The organism is Baekduia alba (assembly GCF_028416635.1).
Taxonomy (GTDB): domain Bacteria; phylum Actinomycetota; class Thermoleophilia; order Solirubrobacterales; family Solirubrobacteraceae; genus Baekduia; species Baekduia alba.
The window spans coordinates 3,605,812-3,631,324 of sequence record NZ_CP114013.1 but is presented as its reverse complement, the minus strand read 5'-3'; the positions used below and the strand labels follow the sequence as shown (position 1 = coordinate 3,631,324).

At 71.5% G+C, this 25,513-nt stretch carries 20 protein-coding genes; 15 read left to right on the top strand and 5 right to left on the bottom strand.

Annotated elements, in window-relative coordinates:
• Nucleotides 1–19 precede the first annotated feature (19 nt).
• From DSM104299_RS18285 to DSM104299_RS18270, 4 genes are read right to left on the bottom strand one after another with little or no spacing between them, the layout of a single operon-like run.
• On the bottom strand, nucleotides 20–2,398 hold the full coding sequence (locus DSM104299_RS18285) for a xanthine dehydrogenase family protein molybdopterin-binding subunit (protein WP_272473078.1): 2,379 nt from the start codon (nucleotides 2,396–2,398) through the stop codon (nucleotides 20–22).
• The gene (locus DSM104299_RS18280) at nucleotides 2,391–2,912 is read right to left on the bottom strand and encodes a (2Fe-2S)-binding protein (RefSeq protein WP_272473077.1); all 522 of its coding nucleotides are present in this window, start codon (nucleotides 2,910–2,912) and stop codon (nucleotides 2,391–2,393) included. The genes DSM104299_RS18285 and DSM104299_RS18280 overlap by 8 nt, the downstream gene beginning before the upstream one ends.
• A complete protein-coding gene (locus DSM104299_RS18275; protein WP_272473076.1) occupies nucleotides 2,905–3,777 on the bottom strand; it encodes an FAD binding domain-containing protein in 873 nt (290 codons plus the stop codon). Before DSM104299_RS18275 ends, DSM104299_RS18280 begins: the two co-directional genes overlap by 8 nt.
• Nucleotides 3,778–3,826: 49 nt before the next feature.
• Complete coding sequence (locus tag DSM104299_RS18270; RefSeq protein ID WP_272473075.1) at nucleotides 3,827–4,438, bottom strand: SRPBCC family protein; 612 nt, start codon at nucleotides 4,436–4,438, stop codon at nucleotides 3,827–3,829.
• A gap of 50 nt (nucleotides 4,439–4,488) precedes the next feature.
• Between DSM104299_RS18270 and DSM104299_RS18265 the strand changes: the two genes are divergently transcribed.
• From DSM104299_RS18265 to DSM104299_RS18215, 11 genes are all read left to right on the top strand, one after another.
• On the top strand, nucleotides 4,489–5,799 hold the full coding sequence (locus DSM104299_RS18265; protein WP_272473074.1) for a M20/M25/M40 family metallo-hydrolase: 1,311 nt from the start codon (nucleotides 4,489–4,491) through the stop codon (nucleotides 5,797–5,799).
• 154 nt (nucleotides 5,800–5,953) lie between these two features.
• Entirely contained in the window at nucleotides 5,954–6,634 is a 681-nt protein-coding gene (locus DSM104299_RS18260; RefSeq protein ID WP_272473073.1) for a GntR family transcriptional regulator, read from the top strand.
• A gap of 325 nt (nucleotides 6,635–6,959) precedes the next feature.
• The gene (locus tag DSM104299_RS18255) at nucleotides 6,960–10,823 is read left to right on the top strand and encodes a hydantoinase B/oxoprolinase family protein (protein WP_272473072.1); all 3,864 of its coding nucleotides are present in this window, start codon (nucleotides 6,960–6,962) and stop codon (nucleotides 10,821–10,823) included.
• A 29-nt stretch (nucleotides 10,824–10,852) separates the two neighbouring features.
• Nucleotides 10,853–11,566, top strand: coding sequence for an isochorismatase family protein (locus DSM104299_RS18250; RefSeq protein ID WP_272473071.1), 714 nt, complete (start codon nucleotides 10,853–10,855; stop codon nucleotides 11,564–11,566).
• A 296-nt stretch (nucleotides 11,567–11,862) separates the two neighbouring features.
• On the top strand, nucleotides 11,863–12,822 hold the full coding sequence (locus DSM104299_RS18245) for a sugar ABC transporter substrate-binding protein (RefSeq protein WP_272473070.1): 960 nt from the start codon (nucleotides 11,863–11,865) through the stop codon (nucleotides 12,820–12,822).
• Between the two features lie 21 nt (nucleotides 12,823–12,843).
• Nucleotides 12,844–14,439, top strand: a complete 1,596-nt coding sequence (locus DSM104299_RS18240) for a sugar ABC transporter ATP-binding protein (RefSeq protein ID WP_272473069.1) — start codon at nucleotides 12,844–12,846, stop codon at nucleotides 14,437–14,439.
• On the top strand, nucleotides 14,436–15,536 hold the full coding sequence (locus DSM104299_RS18235; RefSeq protein WP_272473068.1) for an ABC transporter permease: 1,101 nt from the start codon (nucleotides 14,436–14,438) through the stop codon (nucleotides 15,534–15,536). Before DSM104299_RS18240 ends, DSM104299_RS18235 begins: the two co-directional genes overlap by 4 nt.
• On the top strand, nucleotides 15,523–16,008 hold the full coding sequence (locus DSM104299_RS18230; RefSeq protein ID WP_272473067.1) for a GAF domain-containing protein: 486 nt from the start codon (nucleotides 15,523–15,525) through the stop codon (nucleotides 16,006–16,008). Before DSM104299_RS18235 ends, DSM104299_RS18230 begins: the two co-directional genes overlap by 14 nt.
• Nucleotides 16,005–17,513, top strand: a complete 1,509-nt coding sequence (locus tag DSM104299_RS18225; RefSeq protein ID WP_272473066.1) for an amidase — start codon at nucleotides 16,005–16,007, stop codon at nucleotides 17,511–17,513. Before DSM104299_RS18230 ends, DSM104299_RS18225 begins: the two co-directional genes overlap by 4 nt.
• 5 nt (nucleotides 17,514–17,518) lie before the next feature.
• On the top strand, nucleotides 17,519–17,968 hold the full coding sequence (locus tag DSM104299_RS18220; protein ID WP_272473065.1) for an SRPBCC family protein: 450 nt from the start codon (nucleotides 17,519–17,521) through the stop codon (nucleotides 17,966–17,968).
• Between the two features lie 19 nt (nucleotides 17,969–17,987).
• On the top strand, nucleotides 17,988–19,451 hold the full coding sequence (locus DSM104299_RS18215; RefSeq protein WP_272473064.1) for an amidohydrolase family protein: 1,464 nt from the start codon (nucleotides 17,988–17,990) through the stop codon (nucleotides 19,449–19,451).
• A gap of 36 nt (nucleotides 19,452–19,487) precedes the next feature.
• On the opposite strand, the gene DSM104299_RS18210 is transcribed toward DSM104299_RS18215, so the two are convergent.
• A complete protein-coding gene (locus DSM104299_RS18210; protein WP_272473063.1) occupies nucleotides 19,488–21,143 on the bottom strand; it encodes a helix-turn-helix domain-containing protein in 1,656 nt (551 codons plus the stop codon).
• Nucleotides 21,144–21,245: 102 nt separating this feature from the next.
• On the opposite strand from DSM104299_RS18210, the gene DSM104299_RS18205 reads away from it, so the two are divergent.
• The 4 genes from DSM104299_RS18205 to glnT are packed head-to-tail and all read left to right on the top strand — an operon-like array spanning nucleotide 21,246 to nucleotide 25,508.
• Complete coding sequence (locus DSM104299_RS18205; protein ID WP_349294585.1) at nucleotides 21,246–22,154, top strand: class II glutamine amidotransferase domain-containing protein; 909 nt, start codon at nucleotides 21,246–21,248, stop codon at nucleotides 22,152–22,154.
• The gene (locus DSM104299_RS18200; protein ID WP_272473061.1) at nucleotides 22,151–22,852 is read left to right on the top strand and encodes a GltB/FmdC/FwdC-like GXGXG domain-containing protein; all 702 of its coding nucleotides are present in this window, start codon (nucleotides 22,151–22,153) and stop codon (nucleotides 22,850–22,852) included. Before DSM104299_RS18205 ends, DSM104299_RS18200 begins: the two co-directional genes overlap by 4 nt.
• On the top strand, nucleotides 22,849–24,177 hold the full coding sequence (locus DSM104299_RS18195; RefSeq protein ID WP_349294465.1) for an FMN-binding glutamate synthase family protein: 1,329 nt from the start codon (nucleotides 22,849–22,851) through the stop codon (nucleotides 24,175–24,177). Before DSM104299_RS18200 ends, DSM104299_RS18195 begins: the two co-directional genes overlap by 4 nt.
• On the top strand, nucleotides 24,174–25,508 hold the full coding sequence (glnT, locus tag DSM104299_RS18190) for a type III glutamate--ammonia ligase (RefSeq protein ID WP_272473059.1): 1,335 nt from the start codon (nucleotides 24,174–24,176) through the stop codon (nucleotides 25,506–25,508). Before DSM104299_RS18195 ends, glnT begins: the two co-directional genes overlap by 4 nt.
• Nucleotides 25,509–25,513: the final 5 nt, after the last annotated feature.

Here is a 25,513-nt window from a genome sequence, read left to right as displayed (position 1 = left end):
GTCTCGGAACCGACGCGGGTCATGCCGGGACGTCGGTCGCGGAGTGGATGAGGTCGAGCACGCGCTCGGGGTGCAGCGGCGTCGCGTCGACCTTGGCGCCGAACGGGCTCAGCGCGTCGGCGACCGCGCACGCGATGGCCGCGGGCGTGGCGATCAGCGCGCCCTCGGCCATGCCCTTGACGCCGCCCTCGGTGACCGGCGACGGCGTGCACAGGTGGTGCAGCTCGATCGGCGGCACCTCGGTCGCCGTGGGGTAGAGGAACTCGACGAGCGAGCCGGACAGGAACTGCCCGTCCTCGTCGTACACGAGGTCCTCGTAGAGCGCGTCCCCGATGCCCTGGACGATCGCCCCGTAGAGCTGCCCGTCGACCACGGTCGGGTTCAGCATCACGCCGCAGTCCTCCACGGCGACGATGCGCTCGAGCGTGACCTCGCCGGTCTCGGGGTCGACCTCGGCGATCACCCCGACCACGCCGTTCGGATAGCTCGGCGGCGGGTCGTAGGACCGCGTCGAGGTCAGCGCGTACTCCTCCATGTCGGGGTCGCGCTCGTCGAAGCCGAAGTAGGCGTGGTTGGCGAGCTCGCGGAACGAGACCGCCTTCGCCGGGTCGCCCTTGACGCTGACGACGCCGTCGTAGGCCTCCAGGTCGCCGGGGTTCGCCTCCAGCATGTGCGCGGCGAGCCGCAGCATCCGCTCGCGCACCTCGGCGGCGGCGCGCGTGATCATCCCGTTGCCGATCACCGCGCTGCGACTCGCGAACGTGCCGATCGCGTAGACGGCGTTGGCCGTGTCGCCGAACACGACGTGCACGTCCTCCAGCCGGGCGCCCAGGGCGTCCGCGGTGACCTGCGCGAGCGTCGTCTCCAGGCCCTGGCCGTGGGAGTGCAGCCCGGTGGTGATCGTGACGGTCCCGTCGGGCTCGACGGTGACGCGCGCGCTGTCGAAGTACGACGTGCCCTCGTAGCCCTGCTCCCGCGAGGCGGCCGCGCCGAACGCGGCCGGCTCGACGAACGGGGTGAGGCCGAAGCCCAGGTAGCGGCCCTGCGTGCGGAGCTCCTCCTGACGAGTCCGGAAGCTCGAGTAGTCGAGCTCGTCGCGCGCCAGCGAGACCGCCTCCTGGTAGCTGCCGCCGTCGTAGTGGTGGCCGAAGACGTTGGTATGCACCTCGCCGCCGTCGGCGATCATGTTCTGCAGGCGCAGGTCGATCGGATCGCGGCCCAGCTGCCGCGCGGCCTCGTCGATCAGCAGCTCGCGGGCGCACTGGATCGGCGGCATGCCGACGGCGCGGTACGCGCCGCTCGGGCACTTGTTGGTGAGCGGCGAGTCGAGCCAGTACCGGGCGTTGACGACGTCGTAGACGCCGGTGAGGCACGCCCCGGATTCGAGCACGTCGATGAGCGGCGTGAACGGGTTGGCCGAGTAGGCGCCGGCGTTGCCGACGACGTGATCCTCCATCGCGAGGAAGTGTCCCTCGGCATCGGTCGCCAGGCGCAGGTCGATCGAGATCTCACGGGAGTGGCTGCTCGCCGCGAGCGCCTCGTAGCGATCCTCGATCCACTTCACCGGCCGGCCGAGGAGCCTCGAGGCCACCGGCATGAGAACCTCCTCCGGGAACAGGTGGCACTTCAGGCCGAAGCCGCCGCCCACCGCTGGCGTGATCACGCGAACGCGGGCCTCTTGGATCTCCAGCAGCTCCGCGATCCACGTCCGCATCAGATGGGGGATCTGGGTCGAGATCCAGATCGTCACCGCGCCCGTGGACGTGTCCCAGTCTGCCATGACCGCGCGGCCCTCCAGCGGCGCCGCGTGCGAGCGGCCGAAGTGGAACTTCTTCTCGAAGACGTGCTCGGCCCGCGCGAAGGCGCCGGGGACGTCGCCGCCCTCCTTCATCCCGTGCACGATGGTGTTCGTGCCCAGCGACTCGTCGAGGATCGGGGCGTCGGGCGCGAGCGCCGCGTGACCGTCGATGACGACCGGCAGCGGGTCGTAGTCGACGTCGATCAGGTCGCAGGCGTCCTCGGCGAGGTACCGCGACGTGGCGATCACCATCACGATCGCCTCACCGACGAAGCGCACCTTGTCCACGGGCAGGACCCGCCGCGTGGCGTCCAGCACGTCGGGCCGGACCGACGACGCGACCATCGGAGGGACGACCGACTCCAGGTCGCGACCGGTGAAGACGGCCACGACGCCGTCGAGCGCCAAGGCCTCGCTGGTGTCGATCGACGTGATGCGGGCGTGCGCGTACGGGCTGCGCAGGAAGGCCGCGTGCAGGAGGCCCGGGAAGCTGACGTCGTCGACGTACTTCGCGCGGCCGGTGAGGAACTTCGGGTCCTCGACCCGGGCGATGCGAGCGCCGACGTACTGCGGCGGGCGACCGGACGAGAGGTCACGCATCGCGGGCGCTCCCGTTCGACGCCGCGGCCCGTTCGGCGGCCACCTGCTTGACGGCCCCGACGATGCCGACGTAGCCCGTGCAGCGGCAGATGTTGCCGGAGAGGTACTCGCGGATCTCGTCGTCCGACGGATCGGGGTTCTCGTCCAGCAGCGCGCCGGCCGTGATGAGGAAGCCCGACGTGCAGTAGCCGCACTGCAGCGCGTGGTTGTCCTGGAAGGCGCGCTGCAGCGGGCTGAGCCGCTCGCCGTCGGCCAGGCCCTCGACCGTGATGACCTGGCGGCCCTCCGCCTGCACGGCGAAGGCGAGGCAGGAGCGGGCGGGCGCGCCGTCGATCGCCACGGTGCAGGCACCGCAGACCCCGTGCTCGCACCCGATGTGGGTGCCGGTCAGGCCGAGCTCGTGCCGGAGGAAGTCCGAGAGCAGCGTCCGGTCGGTCGCGATCCCCGAACGCGGGGTGCCGTTGACCGTGAGCCGGACGAGGCGCGGCTCGTCTCCGGGGATCTCCTCAGGCATGCTGCGCTCCTCGTGCGTGGCAGTCGCCCAGCGCGCGGCGCACGTACTGCTCGGCGATGCGCCGGCGGTACGCGCCCGACGCGTGGACGTCGGATGGGGGGGACAGGTCCGTAGTGGCGAGCGCCGCCGCCTCGCGGATCGCGTCCTCGGTGAGCGCGGCGCCTTCGAGCGACCGCTCGGCCTCCGTCGCGCGGACCGGGCGGTCCGCGACGCCGCAGAGCGCGATGCGCGCCGAGCGGACGACGTCCGCGTCGTCGAAGTCGATGGACGCGGCGACCCCGATCAGCGCGAAGTCCCCGTGGCGCCGCGCCGCCTCGCGGAAGGTCTGGCGCGTGTTCGGGCCCGAGCGCGGGATCCTGACGCCGGTGAGCAGCTCGTCGTCGCCGACGTCGGTCGTGAAGTAGGTCCGGAAGAACTCGTCGGCGGTCACGCTCCGCGCCCCGCGAGGCCCCGCGATGTCGCAGGTCGCGCCGAGCGCGAGGAGCACCGTGGGCAGCTCCGCCGCCGGGTCGGCATGGGCGACGCTGCCGCCGACCGTCCCTTGGCTGCGGGTCGCCGGATGGCCGACGAAGCGGAGCGCCTTCGCCAGCATCGGCACGGCCGACCGCACCTCGGCCGAGCGGTACACCTCGGCCTGCCGGGTCGTGGCGCCGATCGTGATCGCCGTCCCGGCGTCGATCCCCCGGAGGGCGTCGACGTGGGTGATGTCGATCAGGAACGACGGCCGCGCGAGGCGGAGGTTCATGGCCGGCACGAGGCTCTGGCCACCCGCGAGGAGCTTGGCCTCGTACCCGAGCTCGCTGAGCCGGGCGAGGATGCTCTCGACGCTGTCGGCCCGGGAGTACTGAAAGGGCGCAGGCTTCACGAATACACCATATACGTCGTATGTGAACTAGGTCAAGGGTGACCCCGACCTAGTGCTCGCTCCGAGCCGGGCCGAGACGGAGCCGCCGGCGCAGCCGCTTCCAGATCACGGAGGCCATGATCGCCAGGCCGTTTGGCGCCTTGGCCGGCGCGACCGGCGCCTTGTCGGCGGGCGGCGACGGCACCGCCGGGTCCGGCGGCCGGCTCGTCGCGAACGTCGCCTCGAGCGACTTCGCCATGTCCTCGATCATGCGCTCGGCGACGTCGGCCATGATGCCCCGGCCCATCTGCGCGACGCGACCGGTGACGTCGATCTCGGACTGGATCGAGACGTTGCTGCCGTCTCCGGTGGGCGTCACCGCGAGCGTCATCGTCGCGTTGGCGGTGCCCTGGCCGCGCCGGTCGCGCCCCTTGGCCCGCATCACCGCGGTGCGCTGGGCGCGGTCGACGTCGGCGATCTCGATCGCGCCGGCGTAGCTCATCGTCACCATGCCTAACCGCATGTCCATGCGCGCGTCGTAGCCGCCGGCGTCGCCGTCCCGCGGTCCGACGAGCTGCGCGCCGGGGATCGCCGGGGCGATCCGCTCGACATCGATCAGGAGGTCGAACGCCTCCTCGGGTCCGGCACTGATCCAGAACTCGTTGCTCAGCGTGATGCCCACTTGACCTCTCCCCGTCGCGTGACCAGCGTATGCGGTGTATACTGTAACACATGGCCGCTGAAGATCTAGCGCCCGGCGAGATCGTCTTGCCGACGGCGTCCGCCCTCGGCGCGACGCTGGAGGGGATCGTCGGGCTCGGCAACCGCTTCGCCGGGACGGTCGGCGAGCGTCGCGCGCGCGAGTACCTGGCCGACGCGTTCCAGCGCCGTGGCCTGGAGCGCGTCAGGGTCGAGCCGTTCACCTTCCTGGCCTACGAGCCGCAGCGGGCGCGCTGCGAGTTGCTGCCGACCGGCGTGTCGATGCCGTGCTGTGGCCTGCAGTACACGGCGAGCGCAGCGGTCGAGGGTGAGGTGGTCTACGTCGGGAAGGGCACCGAGGACGAGATCGCCGCCCTCGAGGCCCGCGGGGTGGAGCTGCGCGACAAGGTCGTGATGGCCCATGCCGTCCACCCGTGGCTGGTCATGCCGCGGTTGGCGGCGCGCGGCGCCTGCGCGGTCGTCAACGTCTCGGAGGCGCCGGACGGGCTCATCGGCCACTTCCCGGCGTCGTACTACCCGCTCCCTCACGAGCGGCCGTGGCCCGGGGTCGTCCTCGACATCCCCGGCGTGACGCTCGAGGCTGAGGCCGGTCGCCGGCTCCTGAGCCTCATGAGCGCCAGCCGCGTGCGGTTGCGCGTGGACCATCGCGCCCGTCACGTCGAGCGCGAGTCGGGCAACGTCGTGGGCGAGGTGGCGGGGACGTCGCTCCCGGAGGAGCGCGTCGTGATCGGCGCGCACTACGACACCCAGGCGGAGGGGCCGGGCGCCGCGGACAACGGGACCGGTTTGGCGGCGCTGCTGGAGCTCGTGGCGAGCATCCGGACGCTCCGTCCCCGGCGGACGGTGGTCTTCGCAGCCTGGGGTGTCGAGGAGCTCGGCATCTGGGGCTCCTACGCCTATGTCCGGTCGCACATGGCCGAGCACGCGAAGACGGTCGGCATGATCAACCTGGACGCGCTCGGGCTGCCCAGCCCGGGGACCCGCCTGGTCGTCGCCGACGGGTCGATCGCCGACTTCGCGGTGGAGAGCGCGACGCGCGTCGGCTGGGTGCCGGAGGGCGGCATCGACGCGAGCGTCAACGCCTGGTCCGATCACAACCCGTTCCTCGACGCCGGGGTCCCGGCCGTCTGGTACTGGCGCTATCCGCCGCAGCACCCCTATTACCACACGGCCGGCGACGTCATGCGCTACGTGGATCTGCGGCGCGTCGAGGACGTCGCGCAGGCGAGCGGGTACCTGGCGGCGCGCCTCGCGTCGCTGCCCGAGGTCACCCTCGGGCGCGCCGTGCGGACGCGGGTGCACGCTCAGCTGCCCTTCTCCTGAGCCCGGCGGGCGGTGAGCGCTCAAGATCGGCGCAGCGCTAACGCTGTACGGCGGAAACGGGTGTTCGCCAGGGCGCGGTTCGTTTGCGTATACTGAGGCTGCGATGGATGCACCCACCCGACCGAGGCAGACTGGCGAACCACCGATCACGGAAGTGATCCGGGACGCGATCCGGCAGCGCCTCCTCACCCCCGGGGCGCCGCTCGTGCAGTCGGCGATCGCCGAGGCGTTCGGCGTGAGTCGGATTCCGGTGCGCGAGGCGCTGCAGTACCTCGCCTCGGAGGGCCTGGTCACGTTCGGCGACGACGGCGCGCGGGTGACGCTGCTGTCCACCGCGGAGATCTACGAGCTGTGGACGCTGCGGGCGGTGATCGAGGCCTCGATGGCCGAGGCGACCGCCAAGAACATCGGTCCTTCGGAGCTCGACGAGCTCCGCGGCCTGGTCGACGCGATGGACCACGCCAAGGACGGCGACGAGTGGTCGGACCTCAACTACCAGTTCCACATGGCGATGTACCGGATGGCGCGTCTGGCGCAGTTCGCAAGCGTCGCGAGGCGCGTCCTGACGCTCATCGAGCCGTACTCCCGGGTGGCCGTGAAGCGCCTCCAGGGCAAGGACGCCGCGCAGTCCGAGCACCGCGAGATGATCGCGGCCCTGGAGAACCGGGACGCCCAGACGCTCCGCGACGTCCTCGAACGCAGCAGCATCCGCGTGCGCGCGCTGATGGTCGACTGGGCCGAGGGTCGGTCGGCGACGCCACCGCCCGCGGCCACGCCGGCCTCCCAGGCCGCGCGAGCGTTCGTGAACCGGCTGTTCCCCGACGGCGTGAGCTGAACGCCCGCGCGGCACCGCGCCGCCCGCTCACGCCGGCGCGGCGCGGCGCGTCGGCGCGGCGAACCTGTACACGCTCGCGGCGCGTCGGCGCGGCGAACCTGTAGCGCTCGCGGCGCGTCGGCGCCGCGACGGCCCCGGCCGTCGCGCGGCGTGACGCGCCGATCCGCTCTCGACGACGCGGCGCGTTCGCGTGCCCTGGCTGTCACGCGGCGCGTGACGGCTTCGTGTCGGCGCGCGCGAAAGATCTCTTGACATCCGATGTATACACTGTATTCTTCTCGGTCTGGCGAACGTGTCGTCGCCCGGTCGGCTCAAGAGGAGAGACATGAAGCGCATTGGTGTTGACGTTGGAGGGACGTTCACCGACCTGATCCTCGTGGATGAGGAATCAGGGCGGATCACGGTCGACAAGCTGTCCTCGACGCCGGACGATCCGGCGCGTGCGGTGATCGACGGCGTGCACCAGCTGTGCGCGAAGGGCGAGATCACCCTCGACCAGGTCGAGCACCTCCTGCATGGGACCACCGTGGCGACCAACATCGTGCTGACGCACACCGGTGCCGAGGTGGGGATGCTCACCACGGAGGGCTTCCGCGACATCCTGCACATCGCCCGGCACAAGAAGCCCCTGAACTTCTCCCTGCAGCAGGACCTGCCGTGGCAGTCGCGTCCGCTCGTGAAGCGGCGCCACCGGCTGACGGTCGGCGAGCGGGTCACCGCGCCCGCCGGCGACGTCCTCACACCGCTCGACGAGGACGAGGTCCGGGACCGGATCCGCGAGCTCCGGGACGCGGGCGTCGAGGCGATCTCCGTGTGCCTGCTGCACTCCTACCTCAACCCGGCGCACGAGCAGCGCATCGCGGAGCTCGTGCTCGAGGAGTTCCCGGGTTGCTACCTGTCGGTCTCGCATGACGTGCTGCCGCTCTACCGCGAGTACGAGCGCTTCTCGACCGTGAGCCTCAACGCCTATGTGGGCCCGAAGGTCTCCAAGTACCTGGTCCGCCTGGACGAGGCGATGCAGGACGCCGGCTTCACGCACGGCGTCCAGCTCATGCAGTCCTCCGGCGGCATGACGACGATCGGCGCCGCCACGCAGCGCCCGGTCAACCTGCTGATGTCGGGCCCCGTCGCCGGGCTCATCGGCGGCATCTGGGCGGGGCGGATGTCCGGCTTCGACGACGTCGTGACGCTCGACATCGGCGGGACGTCCGCCGACATCGGCGTCGCCGCCGGCGGTGAGCTGCGCATGCGCCACCTGCTCGACACGAAGGTGGGCGACTACCAGGCGATGGTGCCGATGGTCGACATCGACACCATCGGCGCCGGCGGCGGCTCGATCGCCTACGTGGACGAGGGCGACGTCTTCCGCGTCGGGCCGGCCTCGGCGGGCGCCGACCCGGGCCCCGCCTGCTACGGCCGCGGCGGCGCGGAGCCGACGTCGACCGACGCCCAGCTCGTGCTCGGCCGGCTGCGGCCGGACCGGGGCCTGATCGGCGGTCAGATGACCCTCGATCCCAAGCTGGCCCGCGCGGCGATCGTGCCGCTGGCCGAGAAGCTCGGCATGTCCGCCGAGGAGGCGGCGCTCGGCGCGCTGCAGATCCAGCGGTTCGGCATGACGCAGGCGATCGAGCTCAACTCGGTGCGTCGCGGCTACGACCCGCGCGACTTCACGCTCGTGGCCGCCGGTGGCGCCGGCCCGCTCTTCGCGTGCGAGATCGCGCAGGAGCTCGAGATCCCGCGGGTGCTGATCCCGCCGCACCCGGGCATCATCGCCGCGACCGGCCTGCTCGCGACCGACCTGCAGCACGAGTACGTCGCGACGGAGCGCCACGCGCTGAAGTCGCTCGACGGCGCCCGCCTGCAGGCGGCCTACGACGTCCTGTGCCAGCAGGCGGTCGGGCAGCTCTCCGAGGACGGGGTCCCCGAGGATCGCCGGCTGGTCCGGCGCCTGGCCGACTGCCGCTACGCCGGCCAGGGCTACGAGGTCCGCTTCGACGTCCCCGCGGGCGACATCGACGAGGAGTGGGTCGCGCAGGTCGCCGAGGCCTTCCACAAGGCGCACGAGGTCGAGTACGGCCATCGCTTCGAGGCCGACATCGAGATCATCAACATCCGGGCCGTCGGCGTCGGACGGATCGACGAGCTGGCCTGGCCGGAGCTCGAGCCGGCCGACGGCGAGCCCGTCCCGATCGTCGAGAGCGAGGCCGTCTTCGACGTCGGCGGGCGGCCGAGCCGCTGCGCGACGCAGGTCTACGACCGCGAGCAGCTGCGCGCCGGGCACCGCATCGTCGGGCCCGCGATCGTCGAGCAGTACGACACGACGACCGTGATCCCGCCCGGCCTCGTCGCGGACGTCGACCGCTACGGCAACATCGTCGTGGACTGCACCGTGCGCGTCCCGGAGACGGCGGACCGCGAGGCGGGCCTCTCGACGCCGATCCTGATGCGCGTGATCGGCGGCGCGTTCTCGGCGATCGCGAAGGAGATGGCGGGCGTGCTGTTCCGCATGTCCTACTCGTCGATCATCCGGGAGTCCGAGGACCTCGGCGCCGGCATCTTCGACCGTGACGGCAACGTGCTCGCCGAGTCGGACTCGACGCCGATGTTCATGGGCGCCATGCCGAAGATCGTGCGCGGCGTGATGTCGCTCCTCGGGGACGACATCCACGAGGGGGACGTGATCCTCCACAACGATCCGTACCTCGGCGCGACGCACTCGCCCGACGCGGCGATCGTCGTCCCGATCTTCCACGAGGGCGAGCTCGTCGGCTTCTCCGGAGCGTCGGCGCATCTGACGGACATCGGCGGGGCCTATCCCGGGCTCGCGGTCGACCTCGTCGACCACTGGAGCGAGGGCAGCATCTACCGCGCGGTCAAGCTGCAGGACCGCGGCGTGCGGCAGGACGCGCTGTGGCGCTACATCCTCGAGAACACGCGCACGCCGACGCACAACAAGGGCGACATCGAGGCGATGATCGCGGCGTGCGACCTGGCGCGGCGACGCTACGTCGGGCTGCTCGACGCCTACGGCGCCGAGGCGGTGGCCGAGGCGGGCGCGTACTGGATCTCCTACTCCGAGCGCATGCTGCGCCAGGAGATCGCGAAGGTCCCCGACGGCACCTACGAGACCGAGGTCGGCTGGCTCGACGACGACGGCCGCAACCGCGGGGTCAAGCTCCCGGTCAAGGTCAAGGTCGTCGTCTCCGGTGACGAGATCACCTTCGACCTCACGGGGTCCAGCGACGAGGTCCCGACCGGGTACAACTGCCCGTTCGAGGGGACGACGGTCTCCGCGTTCACGTTCATCGCCCGGATGATCTTCCTCGACGAGGCCACCCATCCGGTGTTCGTGCCCCAGAACGAGGGCATGCTGAAGCCCGTCCACGTCGTGGCGCCCGAGGGCTCGATCTTCAACCCCCGGTTCCCGCGCGCGTGCTTCGCCCGCTTCTGCCAGGTCCAGCGCGCCGTCGACCTGGCGCTGCGCGCGCTGGCGCCCGTGGTGCCGGATCGCGTCACCGCCGGCAACTCGGCGCACCTGCACTTCATCAGCTACTCCGGCTTCGACGAGCAGGAGGGCGAGTACTGGGTGTACCTGGAGGTCGACGAGGGCTCCTACGGCGGACGGCCCGGAAGCGACGGCATGGACTCCGTCGACTGCCTGATCGCGAACACGCGCAACAACCCGATCGAAGAGCTCGAGTGGCGCTTCCCGATGCGCACCGAGCGCTACGAGCTGCGCGAGGAGCCCTGCGCGCCCGGGGAGTGGCGCGGCGGCATCGGCGTCGTCCGCGTCAACCGCTTCCTCGAGGACACGATCGTCACCTGCGAGGGCGAGCGCCACGAGAGCGACGCGCCGTGGGGCGCCTTCGGCGGCGACGACGGGCTCAACGCCTCGCTCGTCAAGAACCCCGGCGCCCCCGACGAGGAGGCGTGGCCGTCCAAGGTCACGGCGATGCGGCTGTCCGCCGGCGACGCGCTGCAGATCGTGACGCCGAGCTCCGGCGGCTACGGCGAGCCGCTCGACCGCGACCCCGAGCTTGTGCTCGCCGACGTGCTCGACGGCTTCACGACGATCGCGAGCGCCGAGCTGCACTACGGCGTCGTGATCAACCCCAACTCACTCGAGCTCGACGCAGACGGCACGCGCCGGACGCGCGAGGAGCGGGTCGGCCGGGCTGTCTCCGGCTAACCGCACAACCACACAACAAGGAGAACACCATGCAGGAGGATCGGCAGGTCGCCGATGCGCTCGAGCACGTCTTCGCGGCTGACTCGACCATCTACCAGGAGCGCGGGTTCCAGCGGCGCGTCGGCTTCGGCGAGCGTCCGGCGCTCGTCCACATCGACCTGGCGAACGCCTGGACCCGCCCGGGTCACGCGTTCAGCTGCGATCACATGGACGTGATCATCCCCGCGGTCCAGCGGTTGAACGTCGCGGCGCGGGCCAAGGGCTGCCCGATCGTGTACACGACCACCGCGTACGACGTCGTCGACGGTTCGGTCAGCGACATGGGCCTGTGGGCGCAGAAGATCCCGCTCGAGACGCTGGCGATCGGCAGTGAGGCGGTCGCGATCGACGACCGCATCGCGCCGGAGCCCGGCGAGCAGGTGATCGTCAAGAAGCGCGCGAGCGGGTTCCATGGAACGAACCTCTCCAGCTTCCTCAACGCGCAGGGTGTCGACACAGTGATCGTCACGGGGGTGACCATGGCCGGCTGCGTGCGCCACTCCGTCGAGGACGCGATCGCTGAGGGCTTCCGCCCGATCGTCGTCCGCGAGGCGGTCGGCGATCGCGTGCCCGGCGTCGTGCAATGGAACCTCTTCGACCTCGACGCGAAGTTCGGCGACGTCGAGTCGGTCGACCGCGTCGTCGAGTACCTGGAGCAGATCGCACCGTTCGAGAGTCGCGCCGGCGTCCGCGCCGCGGCGTAGCCGGCGGCCGCCGTCGTCTGGGAAGCGTCTCGCCTCGAGGCGCTTCTCAGATCCGCCGATCCTGGTTGACAGGGATCGTATACATCGCATACAATGTAGCAAGCTCGTCGATCGACTCAGGAGGAGAGTGGACAGTGACGACCCCAGAGAGGAACACCATCTGGCGATCCACGAGGCGAGCTGGTCACCGCCTCGCGCTCGTCGGAGCCGGCTTGCTGTTGATGACGTCCGCCGCGGCATGCGGCGACTCGAGCTCCGCGGATTCGGGCTCATCGGGATCCGGCGACCACAAGGGCATGGCCGCCAAGGACATCCGCCTGGCGTTCTTCACCGATGCCTTGGACAACAAGTACGTCCTGAACGCCACGAACGCGGCCAAGAAGGTCGCCGCGGAGGAGGGCGTCAAGATGGACGTGCTCAGCGCGGACTGGAACCCCGGCACCCAGCTGACGCAGGTCCAGGACGCCGTCTCGAGCCACAAGTACGATGCCCTCGTCGTCGAGGCCGTCGACGGCGACGTCGTGTGCAAGGCGCTCAAGGACGCCGCGAAGACCGGTATGCCGGTCATCGTCTTCGACGTACCCATCTGCGGTGACTACGCCAAGCTGTATACGGACGGCATGGTTGCATTCTCCGGCTACGACACCGTGGCCGCCGGGCGCTATCTCGTCCAGGGTCTCGCGCAGGGCATCAAGGAGAAGGGGCTGACGGGCAAGGTGCCGGTGGGCTACGTCACCGGGCCGCAGGCCGTGGCGATCTCGCGCGTCTTCGACAAGACGGTCAAGGACGAGCTGAAGAAGTTCCCGAACCTCGACCTGGTCGCGACGGTCAACGGCCAGTGGGACCCGGCCAAGGCCTACACCGCGACGCAGGACCTGATCCAGTCGCATCCCGAGATCCGCGGCGTCATGTACACCGAGGACGCCATGAGCGCCGGGGCTGGAACCAAGGCCCTCGCGGAGGCCGGTGCCCTGGGCAAGACGGTCGTCGCGGGGATGGGTGGCACGCAGCAGGCGTTCGACCTCATCAAGACCGGTGAGATGTCCTCGACGGTCATGCTGCTCGGGGAGACCGAGGCCGCCAACGGCGCGAAGCTGGCGATCCTGCACCTGGAGGGCAAGCCCCTGACCGCCGTTCCTGGGTACAACCCCAAGACGAAGGCGTACAACATGTTCGACGATCCGATGTTCGGAGGTCGCGGGCCGCTCATCTTCAAGGCGGACGTGACCAAGTACAAGCCCCAGTGGAGCTTCTAGCTCCCGGGATCAGGGCTCGGCATGACTCGTGAGACCCAGCGGGCCGGTGGCGAAGGTCACCGGCCCACGAGCCCCGCCGGCGCGGTGGCGACGCCGCCCAGGCCACCGGCCATCTCGGTGCGCCAGGCCGCGAAGACCTACCCCGGCAACGTCCGGGCGGTCCGCGACGTCGACCTGGAGATCGGCGCCGGGTCCGTCCACGCGTTCGTCGGCGAGAACGGCGCGGGGAAGTCGACGCTGGCGAAGATCATCGCCGGCGCGGTGCGCCCCGACGCGGGCGACATCCGCATCGACGGAGAGCCGATCGACCCCGGCGATCCGAAGGCGGCGCTCGAGGCCGGGGTGGCGATGATCTACCAGGAGCCGGCGATCGTCGGCACGCTCTCGCCGGTCGCCAACGTCTTCCTCGGGCAGGAGACCTCACGGCTGTCGAAGCTGTCGTCGTCGGCGATGCGCGACCGGTACGCGCAGCTGTGCGACGACCTCGGGGTCACGATCTCGCCACGGGCGCAGACCAGCGCGCTGCCGCGCGGCAAGCAGCGCACGCTCGAGGTGCTCCGCGCGCAGCTGCGCCAAGCCAAGGTGGTGATCATGGACGAGGTCACCGGGTCGCTCACGGGGCCGGAGCGCGAGGGCGTCTACCGCGTGATCCGCCGCCTCAAGGAGCGCGGCGTGTCCGTGGTCCTCATCTCGCACAACCTCGACGAGGTGATCGAGGTCTGCGACACCGTCAGCGTGTTCCGCGACGGCCGCCACGTGCTCACCCGGTCGACGGCGGGCGCCGACACCGGCACGCTCATCAACGCCATGCTCGGACACGAGCTCGAGAAGGCCCAGGCGCGGGTGCGCAAGGAGACCGAGGGCGCCCCGCGGCGCGCGCGGGGAGCACCCGCGTTGGAGGTCCGCGGTCTCACGGTGCCCGGCAAGCTCGAGGGCGTCGACCTCACCCTTCGCGACGGCGAGGTGCTCGGCCTGGCGGGGCTCGTGGGCTCGGGTCGCTCCACGCTGCTCAAGACGCTGGTCGGCGCGATCCATCCCGCCGCGGGCGAGATGTGGGTGGACGGCAAGGCCGTCCGGTGGCCCAAGGGGCCGAGTCACGCGCTGCGCCGCGGCATCCTCCTCGCCCCCGAGGACCGGCGCTCCGAAGGGCTGGTCCCCGAGTTCTCGTGCGCCGAGAACATCGCGCTGCCGAAGCTCGGGCGCTCCCTGCGCGCGCCCAGCGCCCTGATCACGCGCCGTCGGTTGGTGCGGGCCGCCGAAGGGCCGGCGGACCGCGCGTCCCTGGCCCGCGCGAAGCTCGCGGCGCCGGCGCGGACGCTGTCCGGCGGCAACCAGCAGAAGGTCGTGCTCGCGAAGGTCCTCGACACGCGGCCGAAGATCGTCCTGCTCGACGAGCCGTTCCGCGGGATCGACGTCGGGGCGAAGGCACAGCTGCTCGAGCTGATCTCCCTGCTCACCGCGGACGGCCTCGCCGTCATCGTCGCGTGCGAGGAGATCGAAGAGCTCGAGGCGCTCGCCGAGCGCATCGCCGTCCTGTCGGGCGGCTCCATCCGAGGCGTCCACCCCGCCGGCGTAGGACGCGAACTCATCCTCAGGCAAATGTTCCCACCATCATGACCGAGCACGCTGCCACTCCAACCAAGTCGAGCCGGCGCCCGGAGGCGTTCGGCCCGGAGCTCGTCCGACGCTACGGGTTCGTCCTGGGCCTCGTGGCGCTGGTCATCTTCGTCCAGTCGCAGAACAGCGGGTTCCTCACCGAGGCGAACCTGTTCAACATCGGCGCGCAGTACTCCGACATCATCGTGCTCGCCGTCGGGATGACCTTCGTGCTCATCGCGGGCGGGTTCGACCTGTCGGTGGGCGCGATCTACGCCTTCTCGGCGGTGCTGTCGGGAACGATCGGCGCGCACCACGCCGGATCGGTCGGGATGCTGGCGGCGATCGGCCTCGGGGCGGGCGTCGGGCTGATCAACGGGCTCGCGGTCACCAAGCTCAAGATCAACCCGTTCATCACGACCCTCGCCACCGCCCAGGTCGTCCGTGGCTTCGCGTACCTCTACAGCCACAACAGCAGCGTCACCCCGAACGACCCGTTCCTCGAGAACCTCGGGTCCGGGCGGCTCGGCGACGTCCCGATCCCGCTGATCGTCGCGACCGCCGCCGCGGTCTTCGGCGGGGTCGCCCTCGCCTTCTCGGTCTTCGGCCGGCGGATCTACGCGATCGGGGGCAACGACGAGGCCAGCTTCCTGTCCGGCATCCGGACCGACCGCGCGCGGACCATCACCTACGTCATCTCCGGGACGGCGGCCGGCCTGGCCGGCGCGATGTACGTCGGCCGCGTCGGCTCGGCGCAGGCGAGCGTCGGCGAGCTCATCGAGTTCGACGTCATCGCGGCGTGCCTGATCGGCGGGATCTCCATCTCCGGAGGGGAGGGGGCGGTCTGGCGTGCGGTCGCGGGCGTCGCGCTGCTCGCCGTCCTGCAGAACTACTTCAACACGCAGAGCATCAACGACTCGTGGGTGATGATCACCAAGGGCTTCATCATCCTGATCGCGGTCGCGCTCGACCAGCTGACGCGCGGCGGCCGCTGGCAGGCGATGCGGGCGGCGATCTCGCGCTCGTTCAGCCACCATCGCAGACCGGCGCACCCGCCGGACGGCGGGCCGGTTCCCGGCGTCGACGACGAGGTCGTTGAGGCGCGTGCCGGCGGATAGCGAGCACGGTCGCCCCGACCTCGACGCGCTGCTCGCCGGGCTGCGGGAGCGCTTGGGCGCCTCGCGCTGCACCCTGCGGGAGGCCGACGGCGCCGGCGGCTTCCCCGTGGTCGGCGAGAGCCTCGGCGCCGGCGTGGCGAGCCTGCGCGACGACCGCTCCGACCTGCGCGGTCAGCCGGTCGTCGTCGCCCTGTCCGGCGGCGCGGCGCAGGTCGTGCAGCCCGACGTGCGCGCGATCTCCGACGACCCCGCGTTCCTGGCGTTGATGCGGCGCTACGGCGTGCGCGCGCAGGTCGTCAGCGCCGTGCGCGCGTCGACCGGTGGCCGCCTTCTCGGCCTGCTGTCCGTCCACGACGCCGCGTGCCGGGACTGGACCCCCGAGGAGTGCGAGCTGGCGTTCGCCGCGGCTGCGACGATCGCGTCCGTGCTCGACGTCCAACCGATGCAGGCCAGACCAGGAGGACACCGATGAGCTCAGGCTTCGACCTGATCGAGGCGACGATCGAGGACATCCACGCGGCGTACCGCGGTGGGAGCCTCACCTGCCACGACCTCGTGGCGGCCTACCTCGCCCGGATCGAGGCCTACGACCGGTCGGGACCGGAGCTGAACGCCATCGTCACGGTCAACCCCCAGGCGCTGGCCGAGGCGGCGCGGCTCGACGAGGAGCTCGCCAACACCGGTGAGCTCACCGGCTCGCTGCACGGGATCCCGGTGGTCGTCAAGGACCAGATCGAGACCGAGGGCATCGTCACGACCTTCGGGTCGATCGCGTTCGAGGGCTACGTCCCGAAGGCCGACGCCACCGCGGTGGCCCGGCTGCGGGCGGCCGGCGCACTCATCCTGGCCAAGACGACGCTGCCGGACTTCGCGACGTCCTGGTTCACCCTCTCGTCGATGAGCGGCCCGACGAAGAACCCCTATGCGTTGGACCGCGACCCCGGCGCGTCGAGCGCCGGCAACGGCGTGGCCGTCGCCGCGAACCTGGCCGCCGTGGGGCTCGGGGAGGACACCGGCGGATCGATCCGGCTGCCCTCCAGTTTCAACAACCTCGTCGGGCTGAAGGTGACGCCAGGGCTCATCAGCCGCACCGGCTCGTCGCCGATCGTGATCCTGCAGGACGCGCCCGGGCCGATGGCCCGGACCGTCGCCGACTGCGCGATCATGATGGACGTGCTGGCGGGCTACGACCCGGCCGACCCCTACACGACGACGCACCGCGTGGCCCGCCTCGCCGGCCGGTACGTGGACCACCTGGACGCGCAGGGTCTGCAGGGTGCGCGGCTCGGGTTCGTCCGGCACCTGCTCGGCGCCGACGACGATCCCGACGCGGCGCCGGTGAACCGGGTTGTCGAGCAGGCGCTCGACGCCTTGCGGGACGCCGGCGCGACGCTCGTCGAGGTCACGATCCCCGACCTGGACGAGTGGATCATGTCGACGCTGTTGATCGGCGCGCACGGGCGGCACGACCTCAACGCGTTCCTCGCGGCTCGCCCGGAGCTGCCCATGCGCTCGGTCGAGGAGATCGTCGCCGCCAAGCAGTACCACCCGCAGCTCGAGATGCTCGAGCTCATGGCGGCCGGACCGGAGGAGCCGGGTGACCACCCCGGCTACTTCGAGAAGCGCGTCGCCCGTGAGGAGCTGCAGCGGCTGATCCTCAACATCATGGCCTCGGAGGACCTCGCGGCGCTGTGCTACCCGACCGTCCAGGTCGGCCCGCCGACGTTCGCCGAGCTCGACGCGGGCAAGTGGCCGGAGCTGGCGTTCCCGACCAACACGCTCATCGCCGCGCACGCCGGGATCCCGGCCATCACCGTCCCCGCCGGCTTCACGACGGAGGGGCTGCCGGTCGGCCTGGAGGTCGTCGGCATGCCCTACGACGAGCCGACGCTGCTCAAGCTCGGCTACGCGTTCGAGCAGGCGACGCGGCATCGCCGGCCGCCCGCGAGCGCGCCGGACCTCGCGACGGGCGGCTGAGCGCCGTGGCCCGGGCCTATGCCAGCGCCGTCATCGACGCGACCGCCGACGCGGTCTGGGGCGGCGTACGCGACTTCGGGGACCTGGCGTCGTGGTTCGCCCCGCTCGTCGTCAGCAGCGCGATCGACGACGGCAAGGCTGGGGACCAGGTCGGCGCGGTCCGGACCTGCGTGCTCGCCGACGGCGTCCGGGTCCAGGAGCACCTGCTGAGTCATTCGGACGTGGAGCGCTCCTGCACCTACAGCGTGCCCGACTCGCCGCTGGCGATCGAGCACTACCGGGCCACCCTACGGGTGACGCCGGTGACCGTCGGGGACCAGGCGTTCGTCGAGTGGTGGGCGACCTTCGACTGCGCACTCGACGAGGTCGAGCACTGGGAACAGCACTTCGAGCAGCAGCTCTTCCAGGTCGGCTTCGAGAACCTCGGGGCCCGGTTCGGCCGGCGCGCGGTGTGAGATCGGAACGGAGGCGACGATGAGCGCAGAGGACGGACCGCCACCCGCGAGGGAGTTCATCCTCGACGCGGACTGGGTGCTCAGCCACGACGACGACACGCCGCGGCTGCTGCGGCACGGGTCGGTGCGGGTGCGTGACGACCGGATCGTGGAGGTCTCGGACCGGCGCCTGGTCGGCAACGTGCCCCGCGTGGCCCTGAAGGGGCAGATCCTCCTGCCGGGGCTCATGACCGCGCACGTGCACACCGCCGCGGGCACCGCCACGCGCGGCACGGTCGAGACGGGCCGCTCGGCGTTCGCGGCGCTGGACTCGATCGAGCAGCTCGAGGACGAGGAGCTGGAGGCGCTGACCGCGCTCAACGTCGCCGAGCTGGTCCGCTCGGGCTGCACGACGCACGTCGAGATGAGCCTCAGCCTCCGGCAGTTCGAGGCCCACGTGCGGGTCGCCCGGCGCTACGGCGTCCGCAGCTACGCCGGCGCGATGATCCCCGGCTGGCCACGCCTCGGCCCGATCTGGCACCGGACCGACGACCGGGAGCTCCTCGACTCCACGGCCGCGACCGTCGCCGAGATCGAGCAGTACGTCGCGGTGGCGAGCGGGCTCAACGGGGCGGAGGACGGCCGGATCCGGCCGATGATGATGCCGCACGCGCCCGACACGCACACGCCGGAGACGCTCGCGGCGACGATGGACGCGGCACGGAGCCTCGGCAACGGCATCCACATCCACGTCGCGCAGTCCGAGAGCGAGGTCGCGTCGGTCCAGCGGCTCTGGGGCATGACGCCGCTGCGCTGGCTCGACAGCTTGGGCCTGTTCTCCGAGCGCGTGCTCGCGGCGCACCTCTGGTACGCCGACGTGGAGGCCGACCGGGACATCCTGCTCAGGGACACGTTCACCTACGCGCACTGCCCCTCGTCGCTCGGCGCGGGAGCCAGCAACGCGACGCAGCCGCTCCCCGAGATGCTCGCGTGCGGCGCGAACGTGGCGCTCGGCCACGACACGCACTCCAACGACCTCGTCGAGAACCTGAAGCTCGCGGTCCTCGACGGCCGGGCGCGCTACTACCTGCTCAACGAGCGCTCCAGCGTCCCGATGCGCATGCCCAACCCGATCGACGCGATGAACGCCGCGACGATCAACACGGCCAACGGCCTGGGCCGTGACGACATCGGGCGCATCCAGGTCGGGGCCAAGGCGGACCTGTGCAGCGTCGACGTCACCGGGCTGCTCGTCGGGGTCGGGACGACGCCGCGGGAACCGCTCAACCACTTGTTGTACGCCAACGGTCTGTCGGTGCGGCACGTGATCACCGACGGGACGTTCCAGGTGTTCCACGGCCGGCTCCTGATCGACGACGAGGAGCGCGTCCTCGAACGCGCCGGCGCGGTCGTCGAGCGGATGTGGGAGCGACTGGAACGTCAGGGCTGGTTCGACGGGGAGCCGAGCTTCCCGGCCCGCTGGCCGCACACCTGGAAGGTCTGAGGACGCTCTCGCGGGAACGTGCCTATGAGCCCTGCGCTATGTGCTCCCGAGGCGGTGCAGCTTGACGCTCAGCTCGAGCGAGAGGAGGTCCTCCTGCTCCAGCTCCAAGCCCGTGAGCTCGCGGATCCGATCGAGCCGCTGCCGGAGCGTGTTGGGGTGGATGAGCAGCGCCTCGGCCGTCGCCCGCACCGCACCGCGCGCCTCGAGGTAGGCCTCGAGCGTCGCGAAGAGCGCGGAGCGCCGCCGCTCGTCGTAGGCGACCAGGGCGTCCAGAGCCCGGGCGTAGCCGCCGTCGGGCGGCGTCGACCCGATGAGCCTGACGAGGAAGCGGTAGGCCCCGAGGTCGTCGTAGCGGCGCGCGCCGCCGCGACGGTCGAGCGCGGCGGAGACGCAGGCCGCGTCGGTCGCCTCCACGAGGATCGCGCGATCCTCGCCGAGCGTGCCGCGCGTCCGGCTGATGCCGAACGCCACGCCGACCTCCGCGCCGAGCGCGACCAGGCGGTCGTGGAGCTGGTCCAGCGAGCCGACGAGCGGGACCAGCGATCTGAGCCGATCCGCGGTGACATCGGTGAGCGCGGCGCCCGCCGCGAGCTTGAGGCGGCGCTCGACCTCCGGCCCGAGGTCCTCCTCCCACGTCGCGGCTCGGTCCGGCGGGGCCGTGGCGACGACGGCGACGTGCGTGCGGTGGGGGTTCCATCCGGCCGCGCGGGCTCGGGCGGCGGCCGCGTTCGGGCTGGCGCGCTCGAGGGCGTCGAAGACCTGGCGCACGAGGTTCTCGGCGGCCAGGTGCTCGATGAGCTCGGCGGTCCGGAGCGCGAGCGCAAGCTGATTGGTGACGGTCTCGAGCAGCTGGGCGTCGTCCGCGTCGAACATGGTCTTGCGGGCGACGTGGACGAGGCCGAAGGCCCGTCCGCCCATGAGCAGCTGGGTCGTCAGCCGGCCTCCGGACGGCGCGTGCACGAGCGCACCGCCGTCCTCTCGGTCCTCGGCGGGGAAGGTCGCGACCTCGACGGCCGCGCCGTGCGCGTCGAGCAGCTCCAGCCGGCAGCGGTCGGCGCCGAGCAGGCGGCCGATCCCTTCGCACCCGGCCGGGTAGAGGTCCTCGCGGCTGGTCAGCGAGGCGAGCTTCTGGCTGACGTCGCTCAGCGCCGAGAGCGCGGCGACCTGGCGCTGCGTCTGCTCGTACAGCCGCGCGTTGTCGATGGCGCCGACGACCAGCGACGCCACGTGGACGAGCAGGTCGAGCACGTCCTGGCCGAACTCGCGCGGCGCCTCGGTGTGCAGCACCACGACGCCGATGACGTCGCCGCGGCGGTCGACCAGCGGGACGGCGACCATCGACTGGAAGTGCTCCTCGTCCAGCTCGGGGACGTACTTCATGCGCGGGTCGTCGAGCGCCGCCTCGCGGATGAAGGCCGGCGTGCGGTTGCGCGCGACCCAGCCGGCGAGGCCCTCGTCCATGCCGACGGTGACCTTCCCGACGACGTGCTCGAAGACCGGGGAGGCGGCGCGGACGCGCAGCAGGTCGCCCTCGCGCAGGTAGACGAAGCACGCGTGGCAGGCGGTGGCGTCGACCAGCAGGTCGACGATCGCCCGCAGGACTCCGTCGAGGTCGGGCCCGTGGGCGATCGCGCCGATGACGGCGTAGAGCGACTCGGCGCGCATCGGCTGGGCGGAATCGGGCTCGGTCATCACGTCGATCCTAGAAAGTATGGAGTGCTGCTACATAGTAACGGAACAAGAGTGGATTTTGGGCCATGTTCGGTGTGGCGGAGGCACGGCACCATGCGCCCTGTGTGTGGCATCTCCGCTCTCTTCGCCAAGTCCTCGTCGATCGAACGCGAGCTGGGCGGCCTGCTCGCGGGGATGCTCCACCAGCTCGTGGAGCGCGGCCCCGACAGCGCCGGAGTCGCGCTCTACCGCGACCCCGTCGCGACCGGGACCAAGCTCTCGCTGCTGTCCTCGGGTGATGGCGTCGACTGGGTGGGCCTCGCCGAGGCGATGGGCGACCCAGTCGGCGCCTCCTCGGTCGTGGCCGAGCACGGCGATCACGCCGTCCTGCGCGTCGAGGCCGACGCCGATGCGGCGCGCGCCTGGCTCGCCGAGCACGTCGCCGACGTCGCCGTCATCGCCTCCGGCCAGGCCATCGAGCTCCACAAGCGCGCGGGGCTGCCGACGAGCCTCCTGGACCGCTGCGGCATCCGCGCGCTCGACGCGACCCACGGGCTCGGCCACACCCGCATGGCGACCGAGAGCCGCGTGACGACCGCCGGTTCGCATCCGTTCTCCACTGGTGAGGATCTGTGCCTGGTGCACAACGGGTCGCTGTCGAACCACAACCGCCTGCGCCGCGAGCTGCGCCGCCAGGGCGTGACGTTCGCCACCGAGAACGACTCGGAGGTGGCGGCCGGCTACCTGATGTGGCGGCTCCGGGAGGGCGACCCGCTGAACGCGGCGCTCGAAGCGGCGCTCGAGGACCTCGACGGGTTCTTCACCTTCGCCGTCGGCACGCGCGACGGCTTCGCCGTCCTGCGCGACCCGATCGCGTGCAAGCCCGCGGTGATGGCGGAGACCGACGACTGGGTGGCCATGGCGACCGAGTACCGGGCCATCGCCACGCTGCCCGGTGCGGCGGACGCGGTGATGTGGGAGCCCGAGCCGGCGAAGGTGTACTCCTGGTCCCGTGCGGAGGTGGCGGCGTGAGCACGATCGAGACGACCGCCGGGACGCTCAACCTCGACGACCTCGGCCTGCGCGGGGTCAACCGGACGCTGCAGCAGGCCGCCGCGGGGGAGGGCTTCTCCCTGGCCAACCCGAACGGCCTGCACGCGATCGCCGCCGGGCTGCGCGCCGAGGTGGCCGTCGACGTGCTCGGTCACGCGGGCTACTACTGCGCCGGGATGAACCAGCGGGCGACGGTCCGCGTGCACGGCAACGCCGGCGTCGGCCTCGCCGAGAACATGATGTCCGGACGGGTCGACGTGCTCGGGAGCGCCGGGCAGGCGGCGGGTGCGACGGCGCGCGGAGGGCTCTTGGTGATCCATGGCGATGCGGCGGCACGCTGCGCGATCTCGCTGAAGGGCGCGCACGTCGTGGTCCGCGGCTCCGTCGGCCACGCAAGCGCGTTCATGGCGCAGACGGGACGGCTCGTCGTCCTCGGCGACGCCGGCCCGGGCCTCGGCGACTCGATCTACGAGACCCGTGTGTACGTCCGCGGCACGGTCGGCGAGCTCGGCGCGGACTGCGTCGAGAAGCCGATGCGCGACGAGCACCTCGACGAGCTGGCGGCGTTGCTGGCCGACGCCGGCGTCACCGACGTCAGTGCGAGCGACTTCCGGCGCTACGGCTCGGCGCGACAGCTCTACCACTGGCAGCACCCCGACGGGGCGGAGGACCGATGACGATGCGGCCGTCCGCCACGTTCGACACTCCGGCGATCGCCGAGATCCAGCGCGCCGCGCGCGAGGGGATGTACGCGATCCGCGGCTTCGGCGCCAAGCGGCGCGTCCCGCACTTCGACGACCTGCTGTTCCTCGGCGCCAGCATCTCGCGCTACCCGCTCGAGGGCTATCGCGAGGCGTGCGGGACCGACGTCGCGCTCGGCACGCGCCACGCGGCGCGCCCGCTGCGGCTCGACATCCCCGTGACGATCGCCGGGATGAGCTTCGGCGCTCTCTCGGCCAACGCCAAGCAGGCGCTCGGCGAAGGGGCGTCGAAGGTCGGCACGAGCACGACCACCGGCGACGGCGGCATGACGCCCGAAGAGCGGCTGGCGTCCGACAAGCTCGTCTACCAGTACCTGCCGTCGCGGTACGGCATGAACCCCGACGACCTCCGGCGCGCCGACGCGATCGAGATCGTCGTCGGCCAGGGTGCGAAGCCGGGCGGCGGCGGCATGCTCCTCGGCCAGAAGATCTCCGAGCGCGTCGCCGCGATGCGGGACCTGCCCGCGGGCATCGACCAGCGCAGCGCCTGCCGGCACCCCGACTGGACCGGACCGGACGACCTGGAGATCAAGATCCAGGAGCTGCGCGAGATCACCGACTGGCAGATCCCGATCTACGTGAAGGTCGGCGCCTCGCGGCCGTACTACGACACCGCGCTGGCGGTGAAGGCCGGCGCGGACGTCGTCGTCCTCGACGGCATGCAGGGCGGCACGGCCGCCACGCAGGAAGTCTTCATCGAGCACGTCGGCATCCCGACGCTCGCCGCGATCCCGCCGGCCGTCGAGGCGCTGCAGGAGCTGGGCATGCACCGCTCGGGCGTGCAGCTCGTCGTCTCCGGCGGCATCCGCACCGGCGCCGATGTCGCCAAGGCCATCGCGCTGGGCGCCGACGCGGTGTCGGTCGGCGTCGCCGCGCTCATCGCGCTGGGCGACAACAGCCCGGAGCTCGCGGAGGACTACGCGGCGATGGGCACGGCACCCGGGGCCTACGACGCCTGGCACGAGGGTCGCGATCCCGCCGGGATCTCGACGCAGGACCCCGAGCTCGCCGCACGACTCGACCCGGAGGCCGCGGCGCAGCGGGTCGCCAACTACCTGCGCGTCGTCACGTTGGAGGCGCAGACCATCGCTCGCGCCTGCGGCAAGTCCCATGTCCACAACCTGGAGCCGGAGGACCTCGTCGCGCTGACCGTCGAGTCCTCGGCGATGGCGCGGGTGCCGCTGGTGGGGACGTCGTGGGTCCCCGGCGCCAGCGTCGATCCAGCAAGGAGGACGTCGTGAGCGCAGAGACCCCGACGCAGCTGCCGTCGACCAGCGAGACGCTCCCGGCGGGCGTGGAGTTCGTCGCCGTCCAGTGGGTCGACGTCCACGGCGCCAGCAAGGCCAAGCTCGTCCCGCGCGGCGCGTGGACGCCCACCTGCGAGCAGCAGGGCGGCGCGGCGTTCGCGGCGTTCGCCAACCATGGCTTCGCGCGCGGGCCGGAGCATCCCGAGCTCGTCGCGATCCCGGATCCGGCGACCATCACCGTCCTACCCCACCAGCCCGACATCGCGGTGGCCTTCTCGACGGTCATGGACGGCGATCAGGTTGCGACGTGCGACGCACGCTCGATCCTCGCGCGCGTACAGCGCCAGGCGGCCGAGCGTGGGCTCCTGCCGTTGGTCGGGATCGAGCCGGAGTTCTTCCTGCTGCGCGAAGACGGTCAGGGCGGCTACCTCCCATACGACGGGCTCGACGTCCTCGACAAGCCCTGCTACGACCTCAAGGCGCTGCTGCGCACAGCGCCGGTGCTCAAGGAGGTCGTCGCGGCGATGGAGGCGCTGGGGTGGGGCGTCAGCGCGCTCGACCACGAGGACGCCAACGGTCAGTACGAGGTCAACTTCGGCTACGCGGAAGCGCTGACGACAGCAGATCGCTTTACATTGCTGCGCACACTGATCGCCGACATCGCCGGCCGCCACGGCGCGATCGCCAGCTTCATGCCCAAGCCGCTGTCCGGCCGGACCGGCTCCGGGGCCCACCTCCACATGTCCGTCGTCGACGAGGACGGCGAGAACCGCTTCGAGGACGAAGGAGATCCGCGCGGGCTCGGGCTTTCCAGGACCGCGTACGCGTTCATCGGCGGCATCCTCGAGCACGGCCGCGCGCTGAGCGCGCTGACGATGCCGACGGTCAACTCGTACCGGCGCATCCACAGCTCTGGCGGCAGCTCGGGCGCCACCTGGTCGCCCAACGCCATCGTCTACGGCGCCAACAACCGCACCACGATGCTGCGCATCCCAGGCCCGGGACGGTTCGAGAACCGCGCGATCGACGGCTCGTGCAACCCCTACCTCGCGCTGGCCGGCACGATCGCCGCGGGCCTGGACGGGGTCGAGCGCGGCCTCGATCCGGGCGCCCCCGTGAAGGGTGCGGCCAGCAGCCTCGGCGCCGCCGTGCTGCCGCGCACGCTCGCCGAGGCGCTCGACGAGCTCGAGGGCGACACCGTGCTGCGCGACGCGCTCGGCCGAGAGGCGGTGGCGGAGCTCGTCGCCGTCAAGCGCCTCGAGTGGAGCGGCTACATGGAGGTCATCACCTCGTGGGAGCTCGACACCTACCTCCGGAGGACGTAGCAGCG